Below are 23639 nucleotides of genomic sequence, written 5' to 3' on the forward strand. Positions count from 1 at the left end.
TTCAGGCGCGCAAAAGAAAGAGGCCGGTGTGACCGGCCTCGTTTCAGATCAGTTCGCAGGCGCGGCAGGTGCCGCTGGCGCCGCAGGCGGCGCGCCGTCGATATTGTTGAAGTAGCGGAAGAAGGTCGAGTCAGGCGAAAGCACCAGCGTCGTACCATTCCCGTTCAACGCCGTGGCGTAAGCCGCCATGGAACGATAGAACTCGAAGAAGCTCGGATCGCGCTGGAACGCTTCACCGAAAATCCGGTTACGCTCGGCATCGCCCTCACCGCGCAGCACTTCCGACTGACGGCTCGCATCCGATTCCAGTTCGACAACCTGACGGTCGGCGATAGCGCGACGGCGCTGGCCTTCTTCGTTACCGCGTGCACGGATCAGTTCCGCCTCGGCCAGACGTTCCGCCTTCATGCGGTCGAAGGTCTGCTGCGAGACTTCCTGCGTCAGATCGGTACGACGAATGCGTACGTCAACGATGCTGAGACCAAGCGATTCCGCATCGGGACGCAGATCGTCGCGAACGTCCTGCATCATCGATGCACGTTCATCAGACAGTGCAGCTTCAAAGCCGCGCAGACCGTAGACCCGGCGAAGCGACGCATCGAGACGGGTACGAAGACGCGATTCTGCCGACATCTGGTCACCGGAAACGGTTTCGCGGAAGCGTCGGGCATCGGTAATGCGATAGACAACGAAAGCATCGACTTCGTAGAACTTGCCGCCTGAGACCTGAACGCGGATGTTGTCATGATCGAAACGCAGAGCGCGGTTTTCGATGTACTGAACGCGATCGGCATCCATGAAGGCGAAAGGCAGCTTGAAGTAGAGGCCCGGCTGGGTCTTCACATCCTGAATTTCACCGAAGCGCACAACGATGGCCTGCTGGCGCTCGTTAACGACGAAGACCGACGAATAACCGAAGAACAGGAGAACGGCGAGGCCGACGAGAATGGCCGTAAAACGGTTACTCATATCAGTTGCCCCCCTGCTGTGCTGCGCCAGGATTGCCGCGCATGATTTCGTTCAGAGGCAGATAAGGTACCACGCCCTGCTTTTCGTCGATGATGACCTTGTTGGAACCCTTCAGAACCTGCTCCATGGTTTCCAGGAACATGCGCTGACGCGTAACATCAGGTGCTGTGCGGTACTGGTCGTAGATCGACACGAAGCGCTGAGCCTCACCCTGAGCCTCGTTGACGACACGCGACTTGTAAGCGTTCGCTTCTTCGAGGATCTGCGCAGCCTGACCGCGTGCGGCACCAAGCTTCTGGTTGGCGTACTGGTTGGCTTCCTGGACGAAACGGTCTTCATCCTGTTCGGCGCGCTGTACTTCGTCAAACGCGTCGGCAACTTCGCGCGGCGGAGCTGCATCTTCGATCGCCACGGCATTGATGGAAATGCCGGCTCCGTAACCGTCCATGGTAGCCTGGATGATGGCGCGCACGTCGGCCGCGATAGCCTGACGGTTGTCACGGAAGATGTCCTGCGCCGGACGACGGCCAACAACCTCACGCATGGCGCTTTCGGAAACCTGCTGCAGGGTTTCGGATGGGCTGTCGACGTTGAAGAGATAGGACTTCGGATCGGAAACGGTAAAGAGCACCGAGAACTGGACGTTGACGATATTCTGGTCACCCGTCAGCATCACGCCGCTGCTCGAAGACGACGATGCGCGTGCACCGATGTTCTGCTGCTGCTCCGTAACCTTGACGATTTCCACCGTCTCGATTGGCCAGAGATGGAAATGCAGGCCAGGCATCGACACTTCATCCTTCGGACGGCCGAAACGAAGCTCTACGCCGCGCTCATCAGGCTGAACGGTATAGATGGACTGGATACCGAGGAAAACGAGAACAACGAGGGCGATGATCGCAACGACGCCGCCGTTGAAATTGCCCGGCATGACGTTCTTGAAACGATCCTGGCTGCGACGAATGATCTCTTCCAGATCCGGAGGGCCACCATTGCCGCCACCGCCGCCACCGCGAGGCCGGTTCGGTCCCTGCCCCCACGGGCCGCCGCCGCCCTGATTGTTACCTCCACCGCCGCCGCCCCAAGGGCCGCCGCCGCCTCCATTTTGATTGCTCCAGGGCATCAATACCTCTTTATATAAGCCTCCCGCCTCCGTTCGAACCGGTCGCTCGCGTCCGGCGGGAATATCGACCTCGTTATAGGAAGGAGAAGCGCCTGTTTCAACGCAGAGGTGGTAACTAAATACCCGATCAGGGTAAATAGTTCACTTTGACGCGGCTCTTCGTAAATAAGTGGCAAATCTGACGGGGTAATTGTCCTTTTCCCCCGCAGGAGCGGCAGTTTCGTCGACTTTCTCGAAAACCGAGGGATCGATTTCCGGGAAAAACGTATCGCCTTCGAGCGCCACCTCCACATGGGTGACGGAAAGTTGATCGGCTAACGACATAGCCTGGCGGTAGATTTCTCCGCCGCCGGCCACAAACACCTCATCGACGCCCGACTGGATAGCCTTGCTTTTCGCTAGCGCCACAGCCTCCTCCAGCGAAGATGCAACCTCGACACCTGCGGGGCGGTAGGTGCTGTCACGGCTGACGATGACATGCGGCCTGCCTGGCAAGGGGCGCTCTCCGACAGACAGGAACGTCTTGCGCCCCATGATCAGCGGCTTGCCCATCGTCATCGCCTTGAAGCGTTTCAGATCGGTCGAGAGTTTCCACGGCATGTCGAGATCACGGCCGATCACGCCGTTTTCCGAGACCGCGACGATAATCGTGATGCGAGGCTCAGTCATACTGCGATCGGTGCCTTGATGCTTGAATCAGCCTCATAGTTTTCGAGCGTAAAGTCCTCGAATTTAAAGGCGAACAGATCCTTGACATCAGGATTGATCCGCATGGTCGGCAATGGCTTGGGCGTGCGTGTCATCTGCAGCTTCGCCTGCTCGAAGTGGTTCGAATAGATATGCGCATCACCAAGCGTATGCACGAAATCGCCGGGCTTCAGGCCAGTGACCTGCGCCACCATCAACGTCAGCAGCGCGTAAGACGCAATGTTGAAAGGCACGCCAAGGAAAATGTCCGCCGAACGCTGGTAAAGCTGGCAGGAGAGCTTGCCGTCAGAGACATAGAACTGGAACAGGCAATGGCAGGGCGGCAGCGCCATTTCGTCAACCAGCGCCGGGTTCCAGGCGGAAACGATGTGACGGCGTGAATTCGGATTGGTCTTCAGGCTTTCCACGAGAAGAGCGATCTGATCGATATGACGGCCGTCCGGCGCAGGCCACGAACGCCACTGGGCACCATAGACAGGTCCGAGATCTCCGTTTTCATCCGCCCACTCATCCCAGATGGTCACACCGTTGTCCTTGAGATAGGCGATGTTTGTCTCACCTTTCAGGAACCAGAGGAGTTCATGGATGATGGAGCGCAGATGCAGCTTCTTCGTGGTGAGAACCGGAAAACCTTCGGAAAGATCAAAACGCATCTGATAACCGAACACCGAACGCGTGCCGGTGCCAGTACGGTCTCCACGGTCGGAGCCGGTTTCCATCACATGCCGGAGAAGGTCGAGATATTGTTTCATGCGGTCCGCCGTCGTTTCAGTCACTATACGGAATATAGTGGTAAGCGACAGCGGAACCAACGACAGATTGGGGTTTTCCCAAAAAAACGGGACACCTCAAAGAGTCTGGAGTTTACCGAGTTCCTTGGCAACCAGATAATAGAAAGTCACGCGAGATTTGGAGCGATCCGCCGCCATGGCTTTCGCAACGGTGGCGATCGCCTGATCTGCGCTGTCGTCGGTCACACCGAGTTTCTTGCCGCACCAGCTTGCCTTGACCCGGGCAAGTTCGTCGGCGTCGGATGCAGACACAAGTGAGGAATCCCGGTTGCGCAAGGCAATTCCGAGGTGCTTGACGATCTTGCCAACGATAGCCTCGTCGGCCGCTGCATCGTATTTTTTCACATCCGCTAAGTAGTCAGTCATATCTGCTCCTTGTGCGCCCCGGCCCGGCGTTTCTTAAAAGCGACCGGTTGCAGGAAGAATGTGCCAGCAAATTCTTCGCGTCAAGGATGCGCTAAAGTGCACATAAGACAGGGATGGCTTCATCGATTTGTCACCTTCCCCCTTTTCTACGCCATCGGAAACGCCTATATGAGCCGTGCCGGGATTTATCCCGGCTATGGCGATAAACGGTCGGTGTAATAAACCTATTGGACCCGGGGGCGGTACCCGGCGCCTCCACCAAAAACCGGCGGGCCTTGTGAGGCCGGCTTTTGATGGGGGCGAAATAGGATCGACAAGGGCGTAAAGATCGAACTTTTGCTCGGCATGATACCGCCGTTATCGGGTCACAAGTGTAGTTGCAAACGACAACAACGCTAAGGAATACGCTCTCGCTGCCTAATGGCGGTGCGGGAATTCCGCTCTAAAGCCCTTACGGTTAGCCCCGTAAGGCGGGGTTCGGAGGTACCTGGCAACAGAAACCTCCACCTTCTCCATTTTGCCGGAATTCGTTTTATGATAGCTGACTCGCATGTGACGTCGGCTTTTCCGTTGCTGCGGTTTAAGACATTGCGTATACTTGGTTAAAAGACGTTCGAATAAGGAAAGACAGGACCGCATGGGGCAGGATCATATCCGTTACGACATTCTCGCACAGGATGCCCTTCGCGGCGTTATTCGCAAGGTATTGAGTGAAGTTGCCGCAACTGGCCGCCTCCCCGGCGACCATCACTTCTTCATCACCTTTCTGACGGGTGCACCCGGTGTGCGCATTTCCCAGCATCTCAAGGCGAAATACGCTGAACAGATGACAATCGTCATCCAGCACCAGTTCTGGGACCTGAAGGTGACGGAAATCGGCTTTGAAATTGGACTGTCCTTCTCGGATACACCGGAAAAGCTGGTGATTCCCTATAACGCCATCCGTGGTTTCTACGATCCGTCCGTGAACTTCGAGCTGGAGTTCGACGTGCCGCTGTCCGAAGAGGAAGAGGCCGAAGACGCCGAGATCACAGCTTACCCTGTGTCGCATGAGGCAAAGCCTGCAGCTTCCGCTGAACCCGCCAAGGCTGGTGAAGAGAAGAAGGAAGGCTCTGTTGTCTCGCTGGATGCGTTCCGCAAGAAGCAGTAAGCCACTTCACCGGATCTGACGATCGAAACTCGAGGAGTGATATCCGCATGGCCGCCGATATCGTCAATCTGCGTCAGTTCCGGAAACAGAAGGCCCGCAGCGAAAAGGACAAACAGGCGGAACAGAACCGCCTGACCTTTGGCCGCACCAAGGCGGAGAAAAATCTGACATCCGCTCTGAATGACAAGGCGAAAAAATCGCTGGATCAAGGTCGCCTCGAAAAGCCCGAGGATGAGGCGAGCAAGGACTGACGCGGTCGAAGAACCGTATCGAAAAAGAATCGAAAAACAGGGATTTGCGGACGAATCATGATGCAGATGTCCAACCGGAAAAGTGAAGACCGGAGGCCAGTCTGATGATCCGCAAGCACTCGGCGACGCTACACGGCCATCGCACCAGTATTTCTCTGGAAGACGCCTTTTGGGATGAACTCAAAGTCATCGCTGAAAAACGCAAGATTAGTTTCGCCGCTCTTCTTGCAGAGATCGACGACAATCGCCCTGCCGACAGCAATCTCTCCTCTTCCCTTCGCGTTTTCGTACTCAACTGGTTGAAGGGACGGTAGCGCTTTTGCGCCCACCAAGGACTACGAAACAATTCTGCCAAAAACTCATAACGGCGTGAAAGCATTCATTAATCATTCGCGGTCTAATTTGCACTGCAAGGCATTTTTGTATTGCGTAGCCTTGTTTCAAGTTTTCTCAAGTCTCCCTCATTCTTCTCTTCCAGTGAGCCGCAACAATGGTTTCTGCCGTTTCCGGAGCAGGCGCTGCCGCATCCGTTCTTTCTTCATCCTCCACGTCTTCATCCAGCACCGACGACCTGAAAGCCCAGATTGCCGCCAAGCAATCGGAACTCAGCGAAGCTGCTGACGAGAAGGCAAAGGAAGAACTCAAGGCTGAAATTGCGACCCTGAAAGCGCAGCTCGAAGCGTTGGAAAACAGCTCGAAGTCGCAGACATCCGGCAGCGCGGCCAAAGAAGGCAGCCTTTCTGGAGAAAGCGACCGGATCGGCACGACAAACTTCAGCGAAGAGACGCCGTTCGGCGAACGCGAAGCCTACGTATAATTTCCAGCCAGCCTGAAAATCCCCAAGCGGATTTTCACTGCCCTCAGGGCGTCGCGGCACCATCCGGGGGCGCCAGTTGCCGTATGGCATTTTCAGTCGGCGGAACGGTCAGAACGGGAGCAGATTGCTGCTCAGGCGCAGTCTGTTGCTGTTGCTGCTGTTGTTGTTGCTGCAACCGCTCTTGCTGTTCCTTCTCTTGACGCAAACGTTCTTCCGCCTGCGCCTTGAGACGCGCCTCTTCCTCGGCCTTTGCCTTGGCTTCTGCCTCGGCCCGCTCCTTTGCAGCCTGACGCTCTGCAGCTTCAAAACGATAAAGCGCAACTTCACGACGTAGGCGCTGCTTCTCGAGCACGCTCGCCTGCATCGCTTCCACCCGCCGCCGCTCACGCTCGAATGCACGCAGGGAAAGATAGCCCGTCAGACCTGCGACATCAGTGGTCAAAGCAGGTGCGGCAAGCGCGCCGGCGTAACTCAGGCGGATCGAAGGCTCAGCGCCTGCAAGCGCCTCAGTGCCAGGATTGAAAAGCAGATCGAGATCGCTCTTCAATCCTTGAGCGGCAAGGTCGATCGTTGCTTCCCCGGAGAGCGTGACTTGAGGCTGTTCCACCCGAATATTTGAGAAACGAAGTGCGCCACCACTCAGGGAGAACGGCAAAGAAACATCACCAAGCGGAATTTCGCCCTGCCAGACCGTCTGGTCGACAAGCGGACGAACCTTGGCGGCGTCGATTGGCGGCTGCAGCGCGTCGGCCGCCTGCAGGATCGGCTGGAAGGCTGCGGGGTTAAGCCCCTTCACCACAAGACCAGTTGTGCGAATCTCACCCGATCCGCCGGCAGATTTGAGAATCTCGCCAACACTTTTTCCGGTGGATTCGGCAGTGAGGTCAACCGCTACACGCGCGGTCGCAACGGGACCATTCGCATTCGTCCAGAGAATCGATTGAGGATCGGCATCGGTGACAGCAATCTTGGTGCGGAAGATCCCCGCGCCTTCTCCCGTCGACATGGCAAGCCTGCCGGAAACCTTGCCACCGAGGAACGCGCCTGAGACATCATCCATCGAGAACGTACCGGACTTCTGCGACAGCGTTGCAGATAGGCCTGTAATAGCGCCGAATGGCCCGGCATCGAAGTTCTCCGCCTTGAACGCCAAGGACGCATCGAGATCGGGAAATGCTGCCATGGCAAGTGGCTTGGCATTCAACGCACCAGTTTCGGGATCGATCACGGGTCCGTAAATCGCATCACCGAACCAGGCCAGATCGGCATTTTTTACAGAGAGATCACCCGTGACCGAATGAGGGGCATTCCGCTGCAAGGTCAGATTGCCGGAAACGGGATTACCGCCCGCCTGACCATTGATCGAAGAAAGCACGACCTTTTCCGCATCAACTGCTACCTTCGCCCCGGCCTTCAGCGCCATGCCTCCACCAAGTTGCGGCAGACCGACCGCATTCATGATGAGATAAGGTTCGATATCGGCGCTCTCCAGCGCGAGGTCGGCTTCGCCATTCCCGAAATCGGCAGCACCAAGCGCGAAGGAACCATTGGCGGAAAAATGGGTCCGCTCTGTCGAAAAACGAATGTCGGTCTGCGCGGCAGAACCGAGCGTACCATTCAGCTTGACGGAAAGAAGGCCCTCCCCGTCAGCATCGAATGGCAGGGGATCGAGCCCAGCCTGCCCGAACAGGATCGCGGTCGACTGGTTTTTCAAAACGGCTTCGAGCGTCATTGCCGTATCATCGGTGATCGACAGGAAATCGGGCATCTTGGCGACCGCAGACAGTCGGCTGCCATTGACGGTGCCCGATACAGCGACGTTTGCCCCGCCATTTTCGCTGTTGACAGAGACGTCGACCGCCAGGTCGGAATTGGCGTACCAGGAGGCACTGGCGGCAAGCCGGTTCAGCAGCGGATGGTTGGGAAGCTTCTGCTGCAGCATTGCGAAGAATGGCTGCATATCGGCCGCGTGCAGGTTGACGGTGCCCTTGCCCGCATATTTAAGCAACGAACCTTGCAACTGTCCGCGCGCCCGCACTTCGGCGCCGGCGACATCACCGGCGGTCAGATTATCGAGTGAAAGTACACCACCAGCCAGCGTGAACGCTGTCTGGACGTGATTGGCGGCAACGCCCGCCATGTTGAAGCGGTCTGCCTTGAATTTTGCTTCAATACGATGGTCAAGCACAGAACTGCCAACCTGATCGCCGAGCACGAGGCTGCCAAGCGCTTTCAACGCATCGACATCGATTTCATTGCCGGAAAGATCAACGGAAAGATTGGAAGTTTTGCCATCCGACCGGCGGTCAAGCTCACCTTTCAGGGAGGCATCGCCAATGGCGAGTTCCAGATTGGCAAAACGCTGGTGAAGCGTCGTCAGCGAAACATCCGACGAGAAGCCAGCCGCATTGAGCTGACGGATCGCCGGATCGACCGACCCGGACAACCAGTTCGCCAGACCAGAAGGCTGGTTGGAAGCGACAAGCAGGTTGCCGTTGAAAGCAGGCCCACCCGTCAGGGCAAGCGATCCCTTGGCCTCAAGCTGCGTTCGGCCCGGCAAGGTGGCGACCGCATTGACGATCTGCCAGCCGTCGCCATCTGGACGAACGTCGAGGCGAATATCGCGGATGGTGGTGTCATCGGACACCAGCGCAGGAAGACTGATGCTTGCCTTGCCCGGAACCGGCGGCACCGGTATCCGCGCCACCATGGCCGCAAACGCTTCGATCCGCTGGCGAACCGACGTTGTTGGCATACGAGACGTTTTTCCGGTCTGCACGGACGGCGGGGCAAAACGTCCCACGTCAATCTGCTGGCCATCGGCTGTCAGAAGAAATTCCGGCTTTGCACCCGTGTCGAGGGTCGCTTCGCCCGTAACGATATAGGGGTTTTCGCTTCCACCAAGTTCCATCCGGTAACTGGGGATACGCACGCTTTCATTGGTCAGCTCGAAATTGCCGCGGGTGCGCGGAGCAGAGAAAATCGACTGCGCAGCCTCCTGCTTCTGCTTCTCGTCCTGACGGAACAGGAAGGAAAAGGAGCCGCTATAGACAGGTTTGCCCAGCGCTGCGGAAACAGCACCATCGAGGTCAATCTCGACCGGATGGTCATTCGGCATAATGCGAAGACGCAGCCCCATACGACCGGCTGCATGATCGGGCTCACTGCTGGACAGCGAAAACGAACCTGAATAACCGTCAACCGTCGCGTGGCCTTCGGCCTTCCATGGACCGATGAGCGAATTTGCCGACATGTCGGCGTTGAGGCCTGTAACGACGCGATTGCGGCCTGACTGCTCATCGATAAACTCGATCTGCCCGCCTTCGATCTCGACGCTTTCAAGGACCACGGTGCGAGCCGGAATTTCGGCCCGGCTGCCGCGCATCCAGTCCAGCGTACCGTCTTTCAACAGACGCACGCGTGCCTTCGGCTCCTCGATGCGCATATCGAAGATGCGCGCTTCGCCGGACAGGAATGGCGCAAGCTCGGCATCCATCGAGAACCGCGCAATCTGAATGAGAGGCGATCCGTCCGCATCCGTCCCGGCGCGCACATCATGCAGCGTGACAGAAGGAAACGGCAGAAGCCGCGCTTCTACCGGACCATGGACGACGACCTTTTTGCCAACGATGCGGCTTGCCTGGTCTTCAAAATCACGCCGGAAATCCGTCCAGTCGATGAAATAGGGAATGAGCAGCGCTGAAAACAACGCCACCACAAGCAGTCCGCCCAGAAAAACCAGTATGCGTCCGAGCACTTGACCTGCATCTCCCTTCGCGAAGCTGAAAATCTATTGCCTTTTGCCTTAGCGGCAATCAGCCTTTTGTACCAATCAAATATGAGACTGTTCAGGAAAGCCGGAACAGTTTACCGGGATTGAAGATATTGTCGGGATCAAGCGACGTTTTGATGGCACGCATGACATCAAGTGCATTGCCCGCCTCTTCAGCCAGAAAACTCATCTTCCCCTGCCCGACACCATGCTCACCGGTGCAGGTGCCATCCATGGCAATGGCGCGTCGGTTGAGCCGTGCAACGAAGGCTTCCGTCTTTGCGACGCTCTCCGCATCCTTGCCGTCAAAGAGCACAAGCACGTGGAAGTTGCCGTCGCCAGCATGACCGACGATCGGTGCCAGCATACCGTTTTCGAGAATGTCCCGCTGGGTCTCGACAACACAATCGGCAAGCCGTGAAATCGGCACGCAAACATCTGTCGAAAGGCCATCGAGATGAGGAGCGAGCGCGCGTGACGCCCAGTAGGCATCGTGCCGGGCTTTCCAGAGCTTGTTGCGCTCGGCGGCATCGCTCGTCCATTTGAAATCGGTGCTGCCGAACTCTCCGACAATCTCGGCAAACTGTTCGGACTGCAACGCAGCCGTTTCCTCCGTTCCGTGGAACTCTACGAACAGCGTCGGCTTTTCCTGATAGCTCAGCCCTGAATAGGCGTTGCAGGCCCGGACCTGAACCTCATCCAGAAGCTCGATACGAGCGACGGGAATGCCCATCTGGATTGTCATGATCACGGCATCGCAAGCCGACTTGATCGTATCGAACGTGCAGACACCGCCCGCGATCTTTTCCGGAATGCCCTGCAACCGAAGTGTGACCGAGGTCAGCACACCAAGCGTGCCTTCGGCACCGACGAAAAGCCTTGTCAGATCGTAACCGGCGGAGGATTTGCGGGCACGACGCGCCGTGCGGATTTCTTCACCATTCGCAACGACGGCGGTAACCGCGAGCACATTGTCTTTCATGGTGCCGTAACGCACGGCATTGGTCCCGGAGGCGCGGGTCGACGCCATGCCGCCAATGGAAGCATTTGCGCCGGGATCGATGGGGAAGAACAGCCCCGTATCGCGAAGGTAGGTATTCAGGTCTTCCCGCGTGACACCCGGCTCGACGGTCACATCAAGATCCTCGGCATTCACAGCAAGGATGCGGTTCATCCTGCTGAAATCGATGGAAATCCCACCGTTCGGCGCGTTGACCTGACCTTCCAGAGAGGAGCCGGTTCCGAAGGGAATGACCGGCACCTTGTGTTCGGCACAAACCTTTACGACGGTTTTCACGTCGTCGGCGCTTTCGGCGAAAACGACACCGTCTGGCGCCTGCAATGTCAGATAGGTCGTGGTGTGGCCGTGCTGTTCACGAAAGGATTGTCCGGTCTGAAACTTGTCTCCGAACTGCTGCTTGAGGATACCGAGGACAGCGGCGATACCGTCTTCATTGCGTTTTCCCGCCACCACATCCTTCAAAGCCATCGCTCAATCTCCGCCATAACATCTGCGCGTAACGGACTCAGTCCGTTAACGAATTTCGACAGGTGGTATGGGATACACTCTGGGCTTTGTCCAGCATTGCAACGCTGCCGGAAAGGAATTTCCGGCAATCGTTTTCTATTCAGCAGCCAGCAGCGGCTTGTCTTCCTCCAGCGCCTTTCGGCGTGCAGCCATCTCGAGTTCGCGATGCAGACGAATTTCCTCGTCGGCCTGCGGCTTGGCGAAACGGGCAATCAGAAGATACGAAACCGGTGTGATGTAGAGAGTGACCAGCGTCGCAAAGCCAAGTCCTCCGACAATGACCCAGCCAAGCGCGATACGGGCTTCTGCACCAGCGCCCTGCGCCAGGACCAGCGGCACGCCACCGAGAATGGTGGCAATCATCGTCATCATGACCGGGCGCAGGCGGATGCTGCAAGCCTTCTCGATCGCTTCACGCACCGTCGCTCCCTGATCGCGCAGGTGGTTGGCGAACTCCACAATGAGAATACCATTCTTGGCCATCACCCCGACCAGAAGCACGAGACCGATCTGGCTATAGACATTGAGGCTCGAGCCGGTGACCAGCAATGCGATCACGGCACAAGCGAGCCCGAGCGGCACTGTCGACATGATGATGATCGAACTCAGGACGCTTTCGAACTGCGCTGCCAGCACCAGGAAAATAATGGCGATGGCGAAACCGAAGGTCAGCAGCATACCGCTGGAATTTTCCTCCAGCGTTGCCGCCTCGCCAAGCGGCAGCAGACGCGCACCGGCGGGCATAATGGACTGAGACAGTTCATTGACCTTGGCGACAGCCTCACCCAGCGATACGCCATCCCTGAGGTTGGCAGTAAAGCCAACAGACGGAAGCTGCTGTTCGCGATTGAGCTGCGGCGCAACCGCGTTTTCCTTCAGGCTGGCAATGACGGACATCGGCACAATCTTGCCGTCACCCGTCTTGAGGAAGACGTTTTCGAGATCCGTTGGGTCGTTGATCGGCCGCGTCGAAGACAGGAGGCGAACCGGGATCGCATCACCGTCGACGAAGACGTCAACAATGGAGCGCCCTTCAAGGAGTGACTGCATGGCGCGCGACAGACCGGTGATATCGATACCGAGGTCGGAAGCGCGTTCACGATCGATCGAAACGGAAAGCTGAGCCTGGTTCGGTTCGTTATCGAAACGCGGCGTATCGAACAGACCGCTCTCTTCCATCGACAACAACAGCTTCTGCGTCGCTTCTGTCAGGGCCTGATAGTTGCTGCCCACCATCGCCATCTGCAGTCCGTTGCCGGCACCACGAATGCGAAGGCTGTTCGGCTGCATGGCGTTGCCGCGCAGTGCTGGCACCTTGTTGGCAGCCGAGGTGACATCCGCAGCGATCTGGTTCTGCGTCCGCTCGCGGTCAGCCCACGGCGCGAGCGTCAGAACCATGAAGCCCGTATTGGACGAACCGTTCATGCCGGTAATGGAATAGATGTTGCGGATTTCTCCACTGTCGCGAAGCGGCTGAAGGTTCTCTTCGATCCGCTGCAACTGATCGCGCGTATATTCCAGGCTGACGCCCTGCGGAGCCGTAACGCGCATCATGATCGACGAGCGGTCTTCACGCGGTGTCAACTCATTCTGGATCATGCCGAAGGCAATCCACGACAGACCCGAGAAACCGAGAGCAACTACAATCACAATAAGCGGATTGTTGAGGCACGATGAAAGGGTGGACTTGTAGGTAGAGGCAAAGACATTGCCGAACCAGGCAAGCGGCCCAGTCGGTTCTTTCAGGCCATGCTTCAGCATTCTGGACGCGAGCATCGGGCAAAGTGTCAGGGCCACGACCGAAGACAAGCCGACAGCGAAGGCGAGTACGAAACCGAATTCGCGGAACAGACCACCAAGCTGGCCCGGCAGGAACGATAGCGGAATGAAAACTGCTGCCAGCGTCGCGGTCGTCGCCAGAACCGCGAAAAACACTTCCTGAGTACCAAGGACCGCGGCTGCGCGTGGCCCCATACCCTCTGCACGGCGGCGCACGATATTTTCAAGAACCACGATGGCATCATCGACGACCAGACCCGTCGCCAGCACGATGGCAAGCAGCGTCAGGATGTTGATCGAGAAGCCGACCATATAGATGGCAACGAGTGTACCAACCAGCGCAACCGGCATGGTGATTGCCGGAATAAGCGTCGCCCGCCAGTCACGAAGGAAGAGGTAGAGGACAACGACAACGATCAGCGCAGAAAGCCCTAGCGCCAGTTCGACTTCGTGCAACGCTCCTTCGATGAAGACGGCGTCATCACTGGTGACGACGACACGCGTTCCCTCTGGAAGGTTTGGCGTCATGGCATCAACCGCAGCCTTTACGCCTGTCGAAATATTGAGGGTGTTGGACTGCGCCTGACGGATGACGCCGAGACCAACGCCCTGCACTCCGTTGGACCGCAGCGAAGTGGATTCATCGTCCGCACCGAGCATGACAGTCGCCACGTCACGGAGACGAATATTGTCCTTGATAAGCAGATTGGAAAAATCTTCCGGTTTGGTCAGGCTTGCCGTTGCACGCACGACGATGTCCTGCGTCGTGCTTTTAAGCGACCCGGCCGGGACGTCCAGCGCGGCACTGGCCAGCGCATTGGACACGTCCGTTACCGTCAGACCACGGCTTGCCAGCGCCGCCTGATTGAGATCGACGCGGAAGACTTTTTCCTGATCGCCGTAAAGCTCGACATCAGCCACGCCGTCGACAGAAGCCAACCGGTCGATGATCTCGTCATCCACCAGCTTGGTCAGGTCTTCCATGCTGAGCGTAGAAGATGTGACAGCCAGGCGCATGATTGGCTGGCTATCGGAATCCGCCTTGATGATCTGCGGCTCGTCGGCATCGTCAGGCAACTGGTTCGTTACGCGGCCAATGGCATCGCGCACATCGTTCGCTGCAACGGCCAGATCGACATTGTCGCCAAATTCAAGCGTCACACGGCTGGTGCCGAACTGCGACTGGGACGAGATCGTCTTGACGCCGCTGACGCGCGCCACAGCACCTTCAATCGTCTGCGTGACTTCCTGATCGATCGTTTCAGGAGCAGCGCCGTCATAGGTTGTACGAACACTGATGACAGGACGATCGACATCCGGCAATTCGCGGACTTCGACACCCACAAGCGCTGCAAGCCCGGCCACGACGAGAAGCGTATTGATCACCGCTGCCAGAATGGGGCGGCGAACAAAGAGCGCGGTGAAGGCGAGTTTTGAATCCTGACCGGACGGCGGCGTCTGTGCTGTCATTGGCTGGCAACCTCCGCCGGTTTTTCATTGGCGACACGCACGGCACCGCCCTCTCTCACACGCTGCAGCCCTTCAGTGACAACGGGCTCACCCTGCGCCAATTCACCCCTCACCAGAACGGCATCGGGGTTGCGTTGCACGATCTGCACCCGCACTTTGGAGGATTTTCCGTCGGCAACGCGCCAGACGTAAGACCCCTCAGCATCCCATTGAACAGCCAGAGGATCGACCGAGGCATAGGCCTCGCCGCTGAAGTGCATGGTGACGCCAAATGACATGCCGGCGCGCAACTCATCCTTCGCATTGTCAAAACGGGCACGAATCCGGATCGTGCGGCTCGCTTCATCAACCCGGTTATCAACCGCCTCGATTTCACCCTTGAAGGTCTCCCCAGGCCGCGAGATCGATGTGGCGTCCACCGGCATGCCAACCGATATCGCTGTCGTGAAACGTTCCGGGGCCCAGAAATTGACAAGAATTCTGGAGCGATCGTCGATGCTGACAACGCTCGACTGCGTCGTTACGTTATCTCCGATGTTCACCGCGACGATACCGGCAATGCCATCGATGGGAGCGACGATGTCACGGCGCTTGAGGTTGAGTTCCGCGGTGCTGAGTGCAAGCTTTGCAGCCTCCTCGCCAATCTGGGCATCGAAGACATCGAGACGCGACATCGACTTCAGATTCTTGTAGGAATTCGACTTCTCGATTGCGCTCTTCAAAGCCACCTGTGCCTTGTCGCGCTCGATCACCTGCTCGTCGTCATCCAGCCGCGCCAGCACCTGGCCCTTTTTGACCTTGGCACCCGAAGAAATGAGGATTTCCGAAATCGTGCCTGAGGTCTGCGGCATGACGACGACGGACTGAATGGCTTCGCCGTTACCGATGGCATTCAAACGGTCATTGACCGTGCCCTGTTTCACAGGCGCGGTAACGACCAATGTTGCGTTACCGCCGCTACGGCCTGCGCCGCCATTCTGGCCGGGTTTTGCAGCCTGCCCGGGTGTGGCCTGCGCCACCTCGACTGGAGCAGCTTTCTCGGCGCCAATGCCGAAACTTGCGAGCACATTTCGGGCGTCGGGCGAAACAAACGCCCAAAAACAGAGCCCCGCCCCAACGACGGCAAGGCTGACACCCACCTGTTTCCAGACCCGCATATATCTCTCCGATTGATCCGCACAGCAGTATTGTTTCCGGTCGATGATAATCACCGGGATTGATTGCAGTATTCCCACTTGCCAGTTTCAAGGCAACGCACAAATACGTTCCTTACGTAATTGTAATTTGAATGGTTTTCTGGCCGTACCGACAGGGCATCGCATTGCCATCGCAAATATCTGCTGTTGCGGTAATCTCCCGATCCATTGCCCTACGAAGCAATGACGACAGGAGGAAACAATGAGCACCGTAGAAAAACACCCAAATCCTGAAACAGATCCGCGCGTCAAAGCAGTCTTCGACGACATCCGTGCCACCCGGAAATCGGATTTCATCAACAATATGTGGCTCTATCTCGCCTTCGATGCCGACCTTCTGGAAAAGACCTGGGCCGAAGTGAAAGCGGTTATGGCGACGCCGTCGGCGCTCGACCCCCTCGTCAAGGAAATGCTTTACATCGCGGTTTCGGTGACCAATGGCTGCTCTTATTGTGCTCACTCGCATACGGCGGCGGCAAAAGCCAAGGGCATGACTTCCGCCGAACATGCGGATTTGCTGCGGGTGATTGCGCTTGCCGCCAAGACAAACCAGCTTGCGACGGCGCTGCAGGTGCCCGTTGACCCGGCCTTCGACGCAGATAAACCCGCCTGATCGAAAAATGCCTTGGAATAGGCGTTTTGGCGGGCGATACCGGAATAAAAGCAGAACGTGGTTCTGGCCTTTACATCCCGAATCACTACATTGGGCCGCATGAGCAACAGTTTCGACGATATGCCGTTCTTCGATGAAGAACCCTCCGAGCCACGCCGTCAGTCACCAGCAGCCCCCTCCGCTGGTGGACTGGGCATCGCTGCGCGCGCCATGGCAGCCCGCGATCAGGCTCGTCCCGCTCCCGATTATCTGTCCGGTCTCAACCCCGAACAGCGTGAAGCGGTGGAAACGCTGGATGGCCCGGTCCTCGTTCTGGCTGGCGCAGGCACCGGCAAGACCCGCGTTCTGACGACACGTATTGCCCATATTCTGGCAACCGGCAGAGCCTATCCAAGCCAGATCCTTGCGGTGACCTTCACCAACAAGGCCGCCCGCGAAATGAAGGAGCGTATTGGCGTTCTGGTCGGCGGTGCTGTCGAAGGCATGCCTTGGCTCGGCACCTTCCATTCCATCGGTGTGAAACTGTTGCGACGCCATGCCGAACTCGTAGGCTTGAAAACCGACTTCACCATTCTCGATACCGACGATGTCGTCAGACTTCTGAAGCAGCTTATTCAGGCCGAAGGTCTTGATGACAAGCGCTGGCCGGCAAAACAGTTCGCCGGCATGATCGACAACTGGAAGAACAAGGGGCTGACACCGCCGGATATCCCGGAAGGTGACAGCCGCGCGTTTGCGAATGGAAAAGGTCGTGAACTCTACGCTGCCTATCAGGCGCGATTGAAGACATTGAATGCCTGTGACTTCGGCGACCTTCTTCTGCATCCCATCAGCATCTTCCGTCGCCATGCGGATATCCTGAAGGATTATCACCAAAAGTTCCGATATATTCTCGTTGACGAGTATCAGGACACCAACACGGCCCAATATATGTGGCTGCGGCTGCTGGCGCAGCGCGCCAAGGGTGAGACGCAGAACGTTTGCTGCGTTGGCGACGACGACCAGTCGATCTATGGCTGGCGCGGTGCGGAAGTGGACAACATTCTGCGCTTCGACAAGGATTTTCCAGGCGCCAAGGTCATCAAGCTCGAACGCAACTATCGTTCGACCGAGCATATTCTGGGCGCAGCCGGGCATCTGATCGCCCACAATGAAGGCCGTCTCGGCAAGACGCTGTTCACCGAAAAAAGTAGCCCGGATGACGAAAAGGTCGTCGTGCACGCAGCCTGGGACTCGGAAGAGGAAGCCCGTGCGGTTGGCGAGGAAATCGAGCAGCTTCAGCGCAAGAACCACAAACTCAACGACATGGCGATCCTGGTCCGAGCCTCGTTCCAGATGCGCGAATTCGAAGACCGCTTTGTGACGCTTGGCTTGAACTATCGCGTCATCGGCGGCCCGCGCTTCTATGAGCGCATGGAGGTTCGCGATGCCATGGCCTATTTCCGGATGGTCTGCCAGCCGGCGGATGATCTTGCCTTCGAACGGATCGTCAACACGCCCAAACGTGGCCTTGGCGACACGACGATCCGCGCGCTTCACGATTATGCCCGCGCCCGCGACATCCCGATGCTGGCGGCAGCAGCCGATATCATTGAAACCGATGAGTTGAAGCCTAAAGCACGCAAAGCGCTGTTCGATGTCGTACAGGATTTCCGCCGCTGGCAGGGCTTGCTGGAAAACACCGAACATACAACGCTTGCCGAGCAGATCCTCGACGAAAGCGGCTACACGGCCATGTGGCAGGCGGATAAATCCGCGGAAGCGCCGGGCCGGCTCGAAAACCTCAAGGAACTGATCCGTTCCATGGAGGCCTTCGAAAGCATGCGTGGCTTCCTCGAACATGTCGCTCTCGTCATGGATGCCGAGCAGAACGAAGAGCTCGACGCCATTTCCATCATGACGTTGCACTCGGCCAAGGGGCTGGAATTCGACACTGTCTTCCTGCCTGGCTGGGAAGAAGGACTGTTCCCGCACCAGCGCGCCCTCGACGAAGGCGGTCGCTCCGGTCTGGAGGAAGAACGGCGCCTTGCTTATGTCGGCATCACCCGCGCCAAGAAACTCTGCCACATCTGGTTCGTCTCGAACCGGCGCATTCATGGCCTGTGGCAATCCACCCTGCCCTCGCGTTTTCTCGACGAATTGCCTCCGGCGCATGTCGATGTTGCCGCTTCCGACAGCAATTACGGAGGATATGGCGGGCGCGGTGGCTATGGCCAGTCACGCTTCGACAAGGCAGATCCCTTCGCGAACAACTATTCCACACCGGGCTGGAAACGTGCCCAGCAGAACCGGTCCGATGCCACCCGTGACAATTGGGGCACGCGGTCCGGGCATGCGGTCGAGCGCATCGGCTACGGCGAAAGTGGTCCTCGCACCCGCACCATCGACGGTGAACTGGTGGCGAAATCTGTCGCAGACACGCCATCCAGATTTTTTGTTGGGGACCGTGTGTTCCATCTCAAATTCGGCAATGGCAATATTGTCGCGATAGAGGGGAACAAACTGACGATCGATTTTGACCGCGCCGGACAAAAGCGTGTCCTGGATGGGTTTGTGGAAAAAGCATGAAAACCGAAGAAAAGTTTTGATACAAAACTTTTCGCGTAGCCATGAGTTCAGCGCTGCAATAAGGAAAATGCCGACATAGATGCGCAAACTTGGTGAGGGCTGTTTTGCACATATTGCAGACAAGCAGGAAAAAGCTCGCGGTTTTCCTCATCAATATGGATGGTGCGAAAAAACGCCTTGAGGATATGACGTCCCGCCTCGAGGCTGCTGGACTGACTGCGGACCGTATTCCCGGCGTTAACGGCAGGGAACTGAACTATCCCATCCCGGAATTCAGCGAAATCTCCTATATGCTGATGCACGGTCGCCGCACCTCGCCACCGGAAATCGGTTGTTATCTCAGCCACATCGCCTGCGTCCGCAAGTTTCTCGAAACTGACGCTGATCTCGCCTTGATCCTGGAAGATGACGTCGCCTTCGAATCTGACTTCGTGGAATCGCTCGATCAGGCATCTCTCTTCGGCAATGACTGGGATTTGTTGCGCCTGACCACCGTCAGCAATGGGCGGAAATTTCCGTTCCGCACACTTCCCAATGGTCGCTCGCTGGCGATCGCACTGACGCGGGAAAAGGGATCGGGCGCCTATCTCGTCAATCGCAAAGCGGCAAGCTGGATATCAAGGCTGGTGCCCATGCGGCTCGCCTACGATATTGCCTTCGATCTGGAATATCTTTCCGGCATCAAGGCCGCGTTCATCGCACCGCTTTGTGCGACGCAGGATGCGGACGGCGAAAGCCAGATTCAGAACAATCTGCGCATTTATCGCCTGCCGCGATGGCGATATTTCACCGTGCTTCCTTACCGCGCCTACCTGGAAACAAGCCGATTCATCGTCCGGAGCGTTCGCCTGGCGTTTGCAAAACTTAGTGTTGCGCTGGAACGCGGAAAATCGGTCAGGAAAGGACTGACCGGCTAGGCACCTCAGACCTCTCCCGGTGTGAAACCGATGAGATAGATTGCCGCGATAACAGCGGCAACGATGAAGATGGAAATGACGAAAATCGTCATTCGTTTAAGGGGCTTGCGTGTCGTCTTTTGCATGAGACGATAACGGCCCGCCGTCGGCATTTGTTCCACACACGATGACATGCCGGGAAAACCCGGAAATTTGTTTCCTCTTCAACAGCATATCGGTTAGAGCTGAATCATATCTCCAGCTAGTCTCCGGCTTCCCCATGACTGACACGACGCATCCCCGTCTCAATCCGCTCCACCTTGCTGCCGCTTTCGCCAGCGGTTGTCTTCTGACACTGATGGTGCACTTCAATGGCCAGCTTGCCCATTATGGAAACGCGCTGTTTTCGTCCTGGACAGCCCATGGCACCGGCACGGTAGCAGCATTGATCTATCTGGCGATCCTGCGTGGAAGGACCGAAGTGGACGGAACAGCCAAGCCGAAGGCACCGCTTTGGGCCTATTGTGGCGGTGTCGTCGGCGCGGCAATCGTCATACTCACCTCCACTGCCGTCAACTCGCCTCTGGCGCTGTCGGGCACTATCGCACTTGGGCTCGGCGGACAGGTGATTTTCAGTCTTCTGGCGGATCTCCTCGGTCTTTTCGGCCTTCCGAAACGACGCCCGGATATGCGCGACATGGCTGCTGTCGCGCTGATCCTCGGCGGCAGCGCGCTCATCATTCTTGTCGGGAGAGCATCATGATCCTCTGGATAGCGATGGCTTTCACGGGCGGGCTTTTCGTGGCACTGAGCCGCCAGATCAACGGTCGGCTCAGCCTTTCCAACTCACCACTGATTGCATCGTTCTGGAACCATATCGTCGGCTTTGTTGTGCTGACGATCATCGGGCTGATCTTTGGCGGTCTGATCCCGCCGGGTGCAGCCGATGCACCTTGGCTCGCCTTTATCGGGGGGCCGATCGGCGTGGTTTTCATCGCATCGGGAAGCTGGCTCATCCCCCGTATCGGCGCAGTCAACACCGCCCTGCTGGTCATCAGCGGTCAGATGGTCTCAGGTGTTTTGCTGGATCTTTTCAGTGAGAACCCACCGAATATATGGCCAAGCGCACTCGGTATCCTGCTGATCCTGGGTGGAATGATGCTGACCCAGCGGCGCGGCAAGTAAGACGTTTTAACGCCGATATCTACCGCAGACGCCTGAGCCTTGTCGCAACAAGGTCAGGAGTCCGACCCACGCGAGAACATGTCGAGCAAGGTCTTGCCGCTTTTCGCTCCGCCGTTACCACCGGTGCTGGCCAGTGTGGGGCGGTTGCCGTTCAGCTTCGGCACCACGACCATGCGCTTCACCTCACCGCGCTTGAACGCTGCGAGGAAGCGTGAGTAATCGCGGAACACGACGCAACCATTCGATTCACCACGTTTCGCCAGCATGTACGTATGCGCCAGCAGACCGTTGCGGCCGTGTGGATTGACACCGTTTTCCGGCGTCAGGCGAATGGCTTCCACACCATGAAACAACGCTTCGCGCATGGTCAGCTTGTAGCTGGATGGCGGCGTGGAACCACGCATCTTCACGTGAACATACTCAGGATTGTCGCGCATCTTGCCGATACCAGAGTGCGCTTCGAGCTTCTCACCATTCGGCATATGCACGACACCGGAAGAGATATCGTAGATAGCCGTTCCACCGCCGCGATCCGGCCACGGAACAGCATCCATCTTGCTGGGCTCACGCACCGGATTGTCGGGCTTTGCGAAGGCAAGCATCGCACCCGTACTCTGCTTCGGCTGAGCGGGGGCACGGGCCGGCACCGGCACCTCGGCAATTTGTGAGGACTGATCCTGGGTTTTCGGCAAAGCCGGACGTGGCGACGGTTCGACAGTTTCCGCAGCAGCCAGTTCCGGCCGGAAACTTGGCAACGGAACATCGTTGGGAAGCACAGTGCTCGCTTCTTCTTCGATCTGCGGCCGTGCCAGAGCAACCTCAAAGGCAGGGTGTTCGGCGACAGGACCGCGATAAGCGACTTCAGAGGTCCGACCCAGGGCAGAATCGACGATGGCTGCCGGTTTCAGAGCAGCAACCTCTCGGACATGCGCCTGCGCTTTCGCGTTGGCGGCGACACCGAAACGGTCGGCAAATTCCTTCGAATTGATCTGAGGCGCCAGGCTCGCAAGACGCTGCGCCTTTTCATTGCCATGGCCCTGATCATTCAGGCGGGAAAATTTGCGGACGTGAATGTTCCGTTCCGCGGTCTCGACAATTGCGGTTTCGGCCGATCCCAGCCGGGCAACAAGTGTCTTTTCGAAGTTGCCGACACCATGTGAGGCAGCCGCCATGGTATGCAGAGACGCAAAGGCCGTGATCGCACACAGACCTGCAAATGCTCCGCCGGCAAGGAGGGCCGAAATACGGCCAAGAGACGAGGATTTACCTCTCTTGGCGGAAGACACACCGGCAAGGCCGGAGCCACTATAGGCTGCAGCAGAAAACGCCATGATACTCGTTACTCGAACCGTTCACGCAGATCCGGCTGAAGCCGGAGGAAATTTGGGGTATCCGAATCGCGGACAATGATCTCGCCGGTTTCGGAACTGACTGGTTCGAAGCATGACGAATTATGGTAACCAAATCCTTTACGTGCCCCTGAAAAAACATGTCATCAAGATCAGCGCATTAAGGCGACAGGTCGTGCGGCATATCTTTTCCGTACCCTGAAGGGACAGAGCACCTTCTTCGCCGCGTGGTCAGGTAACGGGCGACTTGGCCGAAAATTTGCTGCAATTGCGGCAGGACCGGGACAAGTGTCATTTGGGGGCTCTGCGCCCAATACCTCTTGCCTGAAGGCGGTTCATAAAGGACTTGATCGAAAAATCCTGGCTTGGCATCCTCCAGGTAACAATTCGGGAGGTCCATCATGAAGACTCTGTTGCTCATCGATATTCAGAACGGTTTTTGCCCCGGCGGTAATCTTGCCGTTGCTGATGGTGACAAGGTGGTCCCGGTCGCCAACGCCTTGATTGACAATGGCGGATATGACCTCATCGTCGCCTCGCAAGACTGGCATCCGGAAAACCATGGCAGTTTCGCGTCTCAACATCCCGGCAAAAAGCCCTTTGACATGGGTGAACTGTCCGGAAAACCGCAAATGATGTGGCCAGATCATTGTGTGCAGGGAACGGCGGACGCCGAATTCCATCCCGACCTGAAGACGGAAGCTTTCGACTATATCCAGCAGAAGGGCGAGAACCCTGCTGTCGACAGCTATTCCGCCTTTCGCGACAACGACCAGTATGCGGCAACCGGTCTTGCCGACTATCTCAGCCGCCAGGGCGTTACCGTACTGGATATCTGTGGCCTGGCGACGGACTATTGCGTCAGCTTCTCCGTTCTTGACGCCATCGACATGCTCCCTGGTGTCAAGGTTCGATTTATCGAGGACGCAAGTCGCGGAATTGACCCCAAAGGCATAAAGACCGCGATCGCCTCCATGCAGGCGAAGGGCGCAACGACCATTAAAAGCCGGGACATATTGCGCGCCTGATCGCACCCAGACACAGGCCACGTACCGAACCAGTCTTTTTTGCTGATGACAGTCGTTCCAAGGCTGACCGTCATTGGGCA

At 57.4% G+C, this 23639-nt stretch carries 20 protein-coding genes and 1 other RNA gene; 11 read left to right on the forward strand and 10 right to left on the reverse strand.

Annotation, left to right across the window (positions count from 1 at the left end; translation table 11 throughout):
* Nucleotides 1-48 precede the first annotated feature (48 nt).
* The 5 genes from FY156_11195 to FY156_11215 form a co-directional block, all read right to left on the reverse strand.
* A complete protein-coding gene (locus tag FY156_11195) occupies nucleotides 49-969 on the reverse strand; it encodes a protease modulator HflC (protein UXS01982.1) in 921 nt (306 codons plus the stop codon).
* Between the two features lies 1 nt (nucleotide 970).
* Nucleotides 971-2092 (reverse strand): FtsH protease activity modulator HflK, encoded by a 1122-nt coding sequence (gene hflK / locus FY156_11200; protein ID UXS01983.1) that lies wholly within the window; start codon nucleotides 2090-2092, stop codon nucleotides 971-973.
* A gap of 141 nt (nucleotides 2093-2233) precedes the next feature.
* A complete protein-coding gene (locus FY156_11205; GenBank protein UXS01984.1) occupies nucleotides 2234-2761 on the reverse strand; it encodes a dihydrofolate reductase in 528 nt (175 codons plus the stop codon).
* Complete coding sequence (locus FY156_11210; GenBank protein ID UXS01985.1) at nucleotides 2758-3552, reverse strand: thymidylate synthase; 795 nt, start codon at nucleotides 3550-3552, stop codon at nucleotides 2758-2760. Before FY156_11210 ends, FY156_11205 begins: the two co-directional genes overlap by 4 nt.
* Nucleotides 3553-3648: 96 nt before the next feature.
* Nucleotides 3649-3957 (reverse strand): DUF2853 family protein, encoded by a 309-nt coding sequence (locus tag FY156_11215; protein UXS01986.1) that lies wholly within the window; start codon nucleotides 3955-3957, stop codon nucleotides 3649-3651.
* 138 nt (nucleotides 3958-4095) lie between these two features.
* On the opposite strand from FY156_11215, the gene ssrA reads away from it, so the two are divergent.
* From ssrA to FY156_11240, 5 genes are all read left to right on the forward strand, one after another.
* Nucleotides 4096-4465, forward strand: a transfer-messenger RNA (tmRNA) gene (gene ssrA / locus FY156_11220).
* Between the two features lie 129 nt (nucleotides 4466-4594).
* A complete protein-coding gene (locus tag FY156_11225; protein ID UXS01987.1) occupies nucleotides 4595-5107 on the forward strand; it encodes a hypothetical protein in 513 nt (170 codons plus the stop codon).
* A 47-nt stretch (nucleotides 5108-5154) separates the two neighbouring features.
* Nucleotides 5155-5358, forward strand: coding sequence for a DUF4169 family protein (locus FY156_11230; GenBank protein UXS01988.1), 204 nt, complete (start codon nucleotides 5155-5157; stop codon nucleotides 5356-5358).
* 104 nt (nucleotides 5359-5462) lie between these two features.
* Nucleotides 5463-5672, forward strand: a complete 210-nt coding sequence (locus FY156_11235) for an aryl-sulfate sulfotransferase (GenBank protein UXS01989.1) — start codon at nucleotides 5463-5465, stop codon at nucleotides 5670-5672.
* A 176-nt stretch (nucleotides 5673-5848) separates the two neighbouring features.
* Entirely contained in the window at nucleotides 5849-6175 is a 327-nt protein-coding gene (locus FY156_11240; GenBank protein ID UXS01990.1) for a hypothetical protein, read from the forward strand.
* Nucleotides 6176-6218: 43 nt separating this feature from the next.
* Here the strand turns inward: FY156_11240 and FY156_11245 are convergent, their stop codons facing one another.
* The 4 genes from FY156_11245 to FY156_11260 all read right to left on the reverse strand — a co-directional run bounded on the left by FY156_11245 (nucleotide 6219) and on the right by FY156_11260 (nucleotide 15881).
* The gene (locus tag FY156_11245) at nucleotides 6219-9932 is read right to left on the reverse strand and encodes an AsmA family protein (protein ID UXS01991.1); all 3714 of its coding nucleotides are present in this window, start codon (nucleotides 9930-9932) and stop codon (nucleotides 6219-6221) included.
* Nucleotides 9933-10023: 91 nt separating this feature from the next.
* Nucleotides 10024-11436 (reverse strand): FAD-binding protein, encoded by a 1413-nt coding sequence (locus tag FY156_11250; protein UXS01992.1) that lies wholly within the window; start codon nucleotides 11434-11436, stop codon nucleotides 10024-10026.
* A gap of 135 nt (nucleotides 11437-11571) precedes the next feature.
* Nucleotides 11572-14724: an efflux RND transporter permease subunit gene (locus FY156_11255; protein UXS01993.1), complete on the reverse strand. Its 3153-nt coding sequence runs from the start codon at nucleotides 14722-14724 to the stop codon at nucleotides 11572-11574.
* Nucleotides 14721-15881 carry an efflux RND transporter periplasmic adaptor subunit gene (locus FY156_11260; GenBank protein ID UXS01994.1) on the reverse strand — a complete coding sequence of 387 codons (1161 nt, stop codon included), beginning with the start codon at nucleotides 15879-15881 and terminating at the stop codon, nucleotides 14721-14723. Before FY156_11260 ends, FY156_11255 begins: the two co-directional genes overlap by 4 nt.
* A 241-nt stretch (nucleotides 15882-16122) precedes the next feature.
* On the opposite strand from FY156_11260, the gene FY156_11265 reads away from it, so the two are divergent.
* The 5 genes from FY156_11265 to FY156_11285 all read left to right on the forward strand — a co-directional run bounded on the left by FY156_11265 (nucleotide 16123) and on the right by FY156_11285 (nucleotide 21182).
* Nucleotides 16123-16533: a carboxymuconolactone decarboxylase family protein gene (locus FY156_11265; protein ID UXS01995.1), complete on the forward strand. Its 411-nt coding sequence runs from the start codon at nucleotides 16123-16125 to the stop codon at nucleotides 16531-16533.
* A gap of 99 nt (nucleotides 16534-16632) precedes the next feature.
* The gene (locus FY156_11270; GenBank protein UXS01996.1) at nucleotides 16633-19101 is read left to right on the forward strand and encodes a UvrD-helicase domain-containing protein; all 2469 of its coding nucleotides are present in this window, start codon (nucleotides 16633-16635) and stop codon (nucleotides 19099-19101) included.
* A gap of 104 nt (nucleotides 19102-19205) precedes the next feature.
* Nucleotides 19206-20018: a glycosyltransferase family 25 protein gene (locus tag FY156_11275; protein ID UXS01997.1), complete on the forward strand. Its 813-nt coding sequence runs from the start codon at nucleotides 19206-19208 to the stop codon at nucleotides 20016-20018.
* Nucleotides 20019-20277: 259 nt separating this feature from the next.
* Nucleotides 20278-20760, forward strand: coding sequence for a DMT family transporter (locus FY156_11280; GenBank protein UXS01998.1), 483 nt, complete (start codon nucleotides 20278-20280; stop codon nucleotides 20758-20760).
* Nucleotides 20757-21182 (forward strand): DMT family transporter, encoded by a 426-nt coding sequence (locus FY156_11285; GenBank protein ID UXS01999.1) that lies wholly within the window; start codon nucleotides 20757-20759, stop codon nucleotides 21180-21182. The genes FY156_11280 and FY156_11285 overlap by 4 nt, the downstream gene beginning before the upstream one ends.
* 53 nt (nucleotides 21183-21235) lie before the next feature.
* Here the strand turns inward: FY156_11285 and FY156_11290 are convergent, their stop codons facing one another.
* Entirely contained in the window at nucleotides 21236-22513 is a 1278-nt protein-coding gene (locus FY156_11290) for a DUF2778 domain-containing protein (protein ID UXS02000.1), read from the reverse strand.
* Nucleotides 22514-22932: 419 nt separating this feature from the next.
* On the opposite strand from FY156_11290, the gene pncA reads away from it, so the two are divergent.
* Nucleotides 22933-23559: a bifunctional nicotinamidase/pyrazinamidase gene (gene pncA, locus FY156_11295; GenBank protein UXS02001.1), complete on the forward strand. Its 627-nt coding sequence runs from the start codon at nucleotides 22933-22935 to the stop codon at nucleotides 23557-23559.
* The last annotated feature ends 80 nt before the right edge of the window (nucleotides 23560-23639 follow it).

Origin of the sequence: Agrobacterium tumefaciens (assembly GCA_025559845.1) — a bacterium.
In the GTDB taxonomy this organism is placed as follows: Bacteria; Pseudomonadota; Alphaproteobacteria; order Rhizobiales; family Rhizobiaceae; genus Agrobacterium.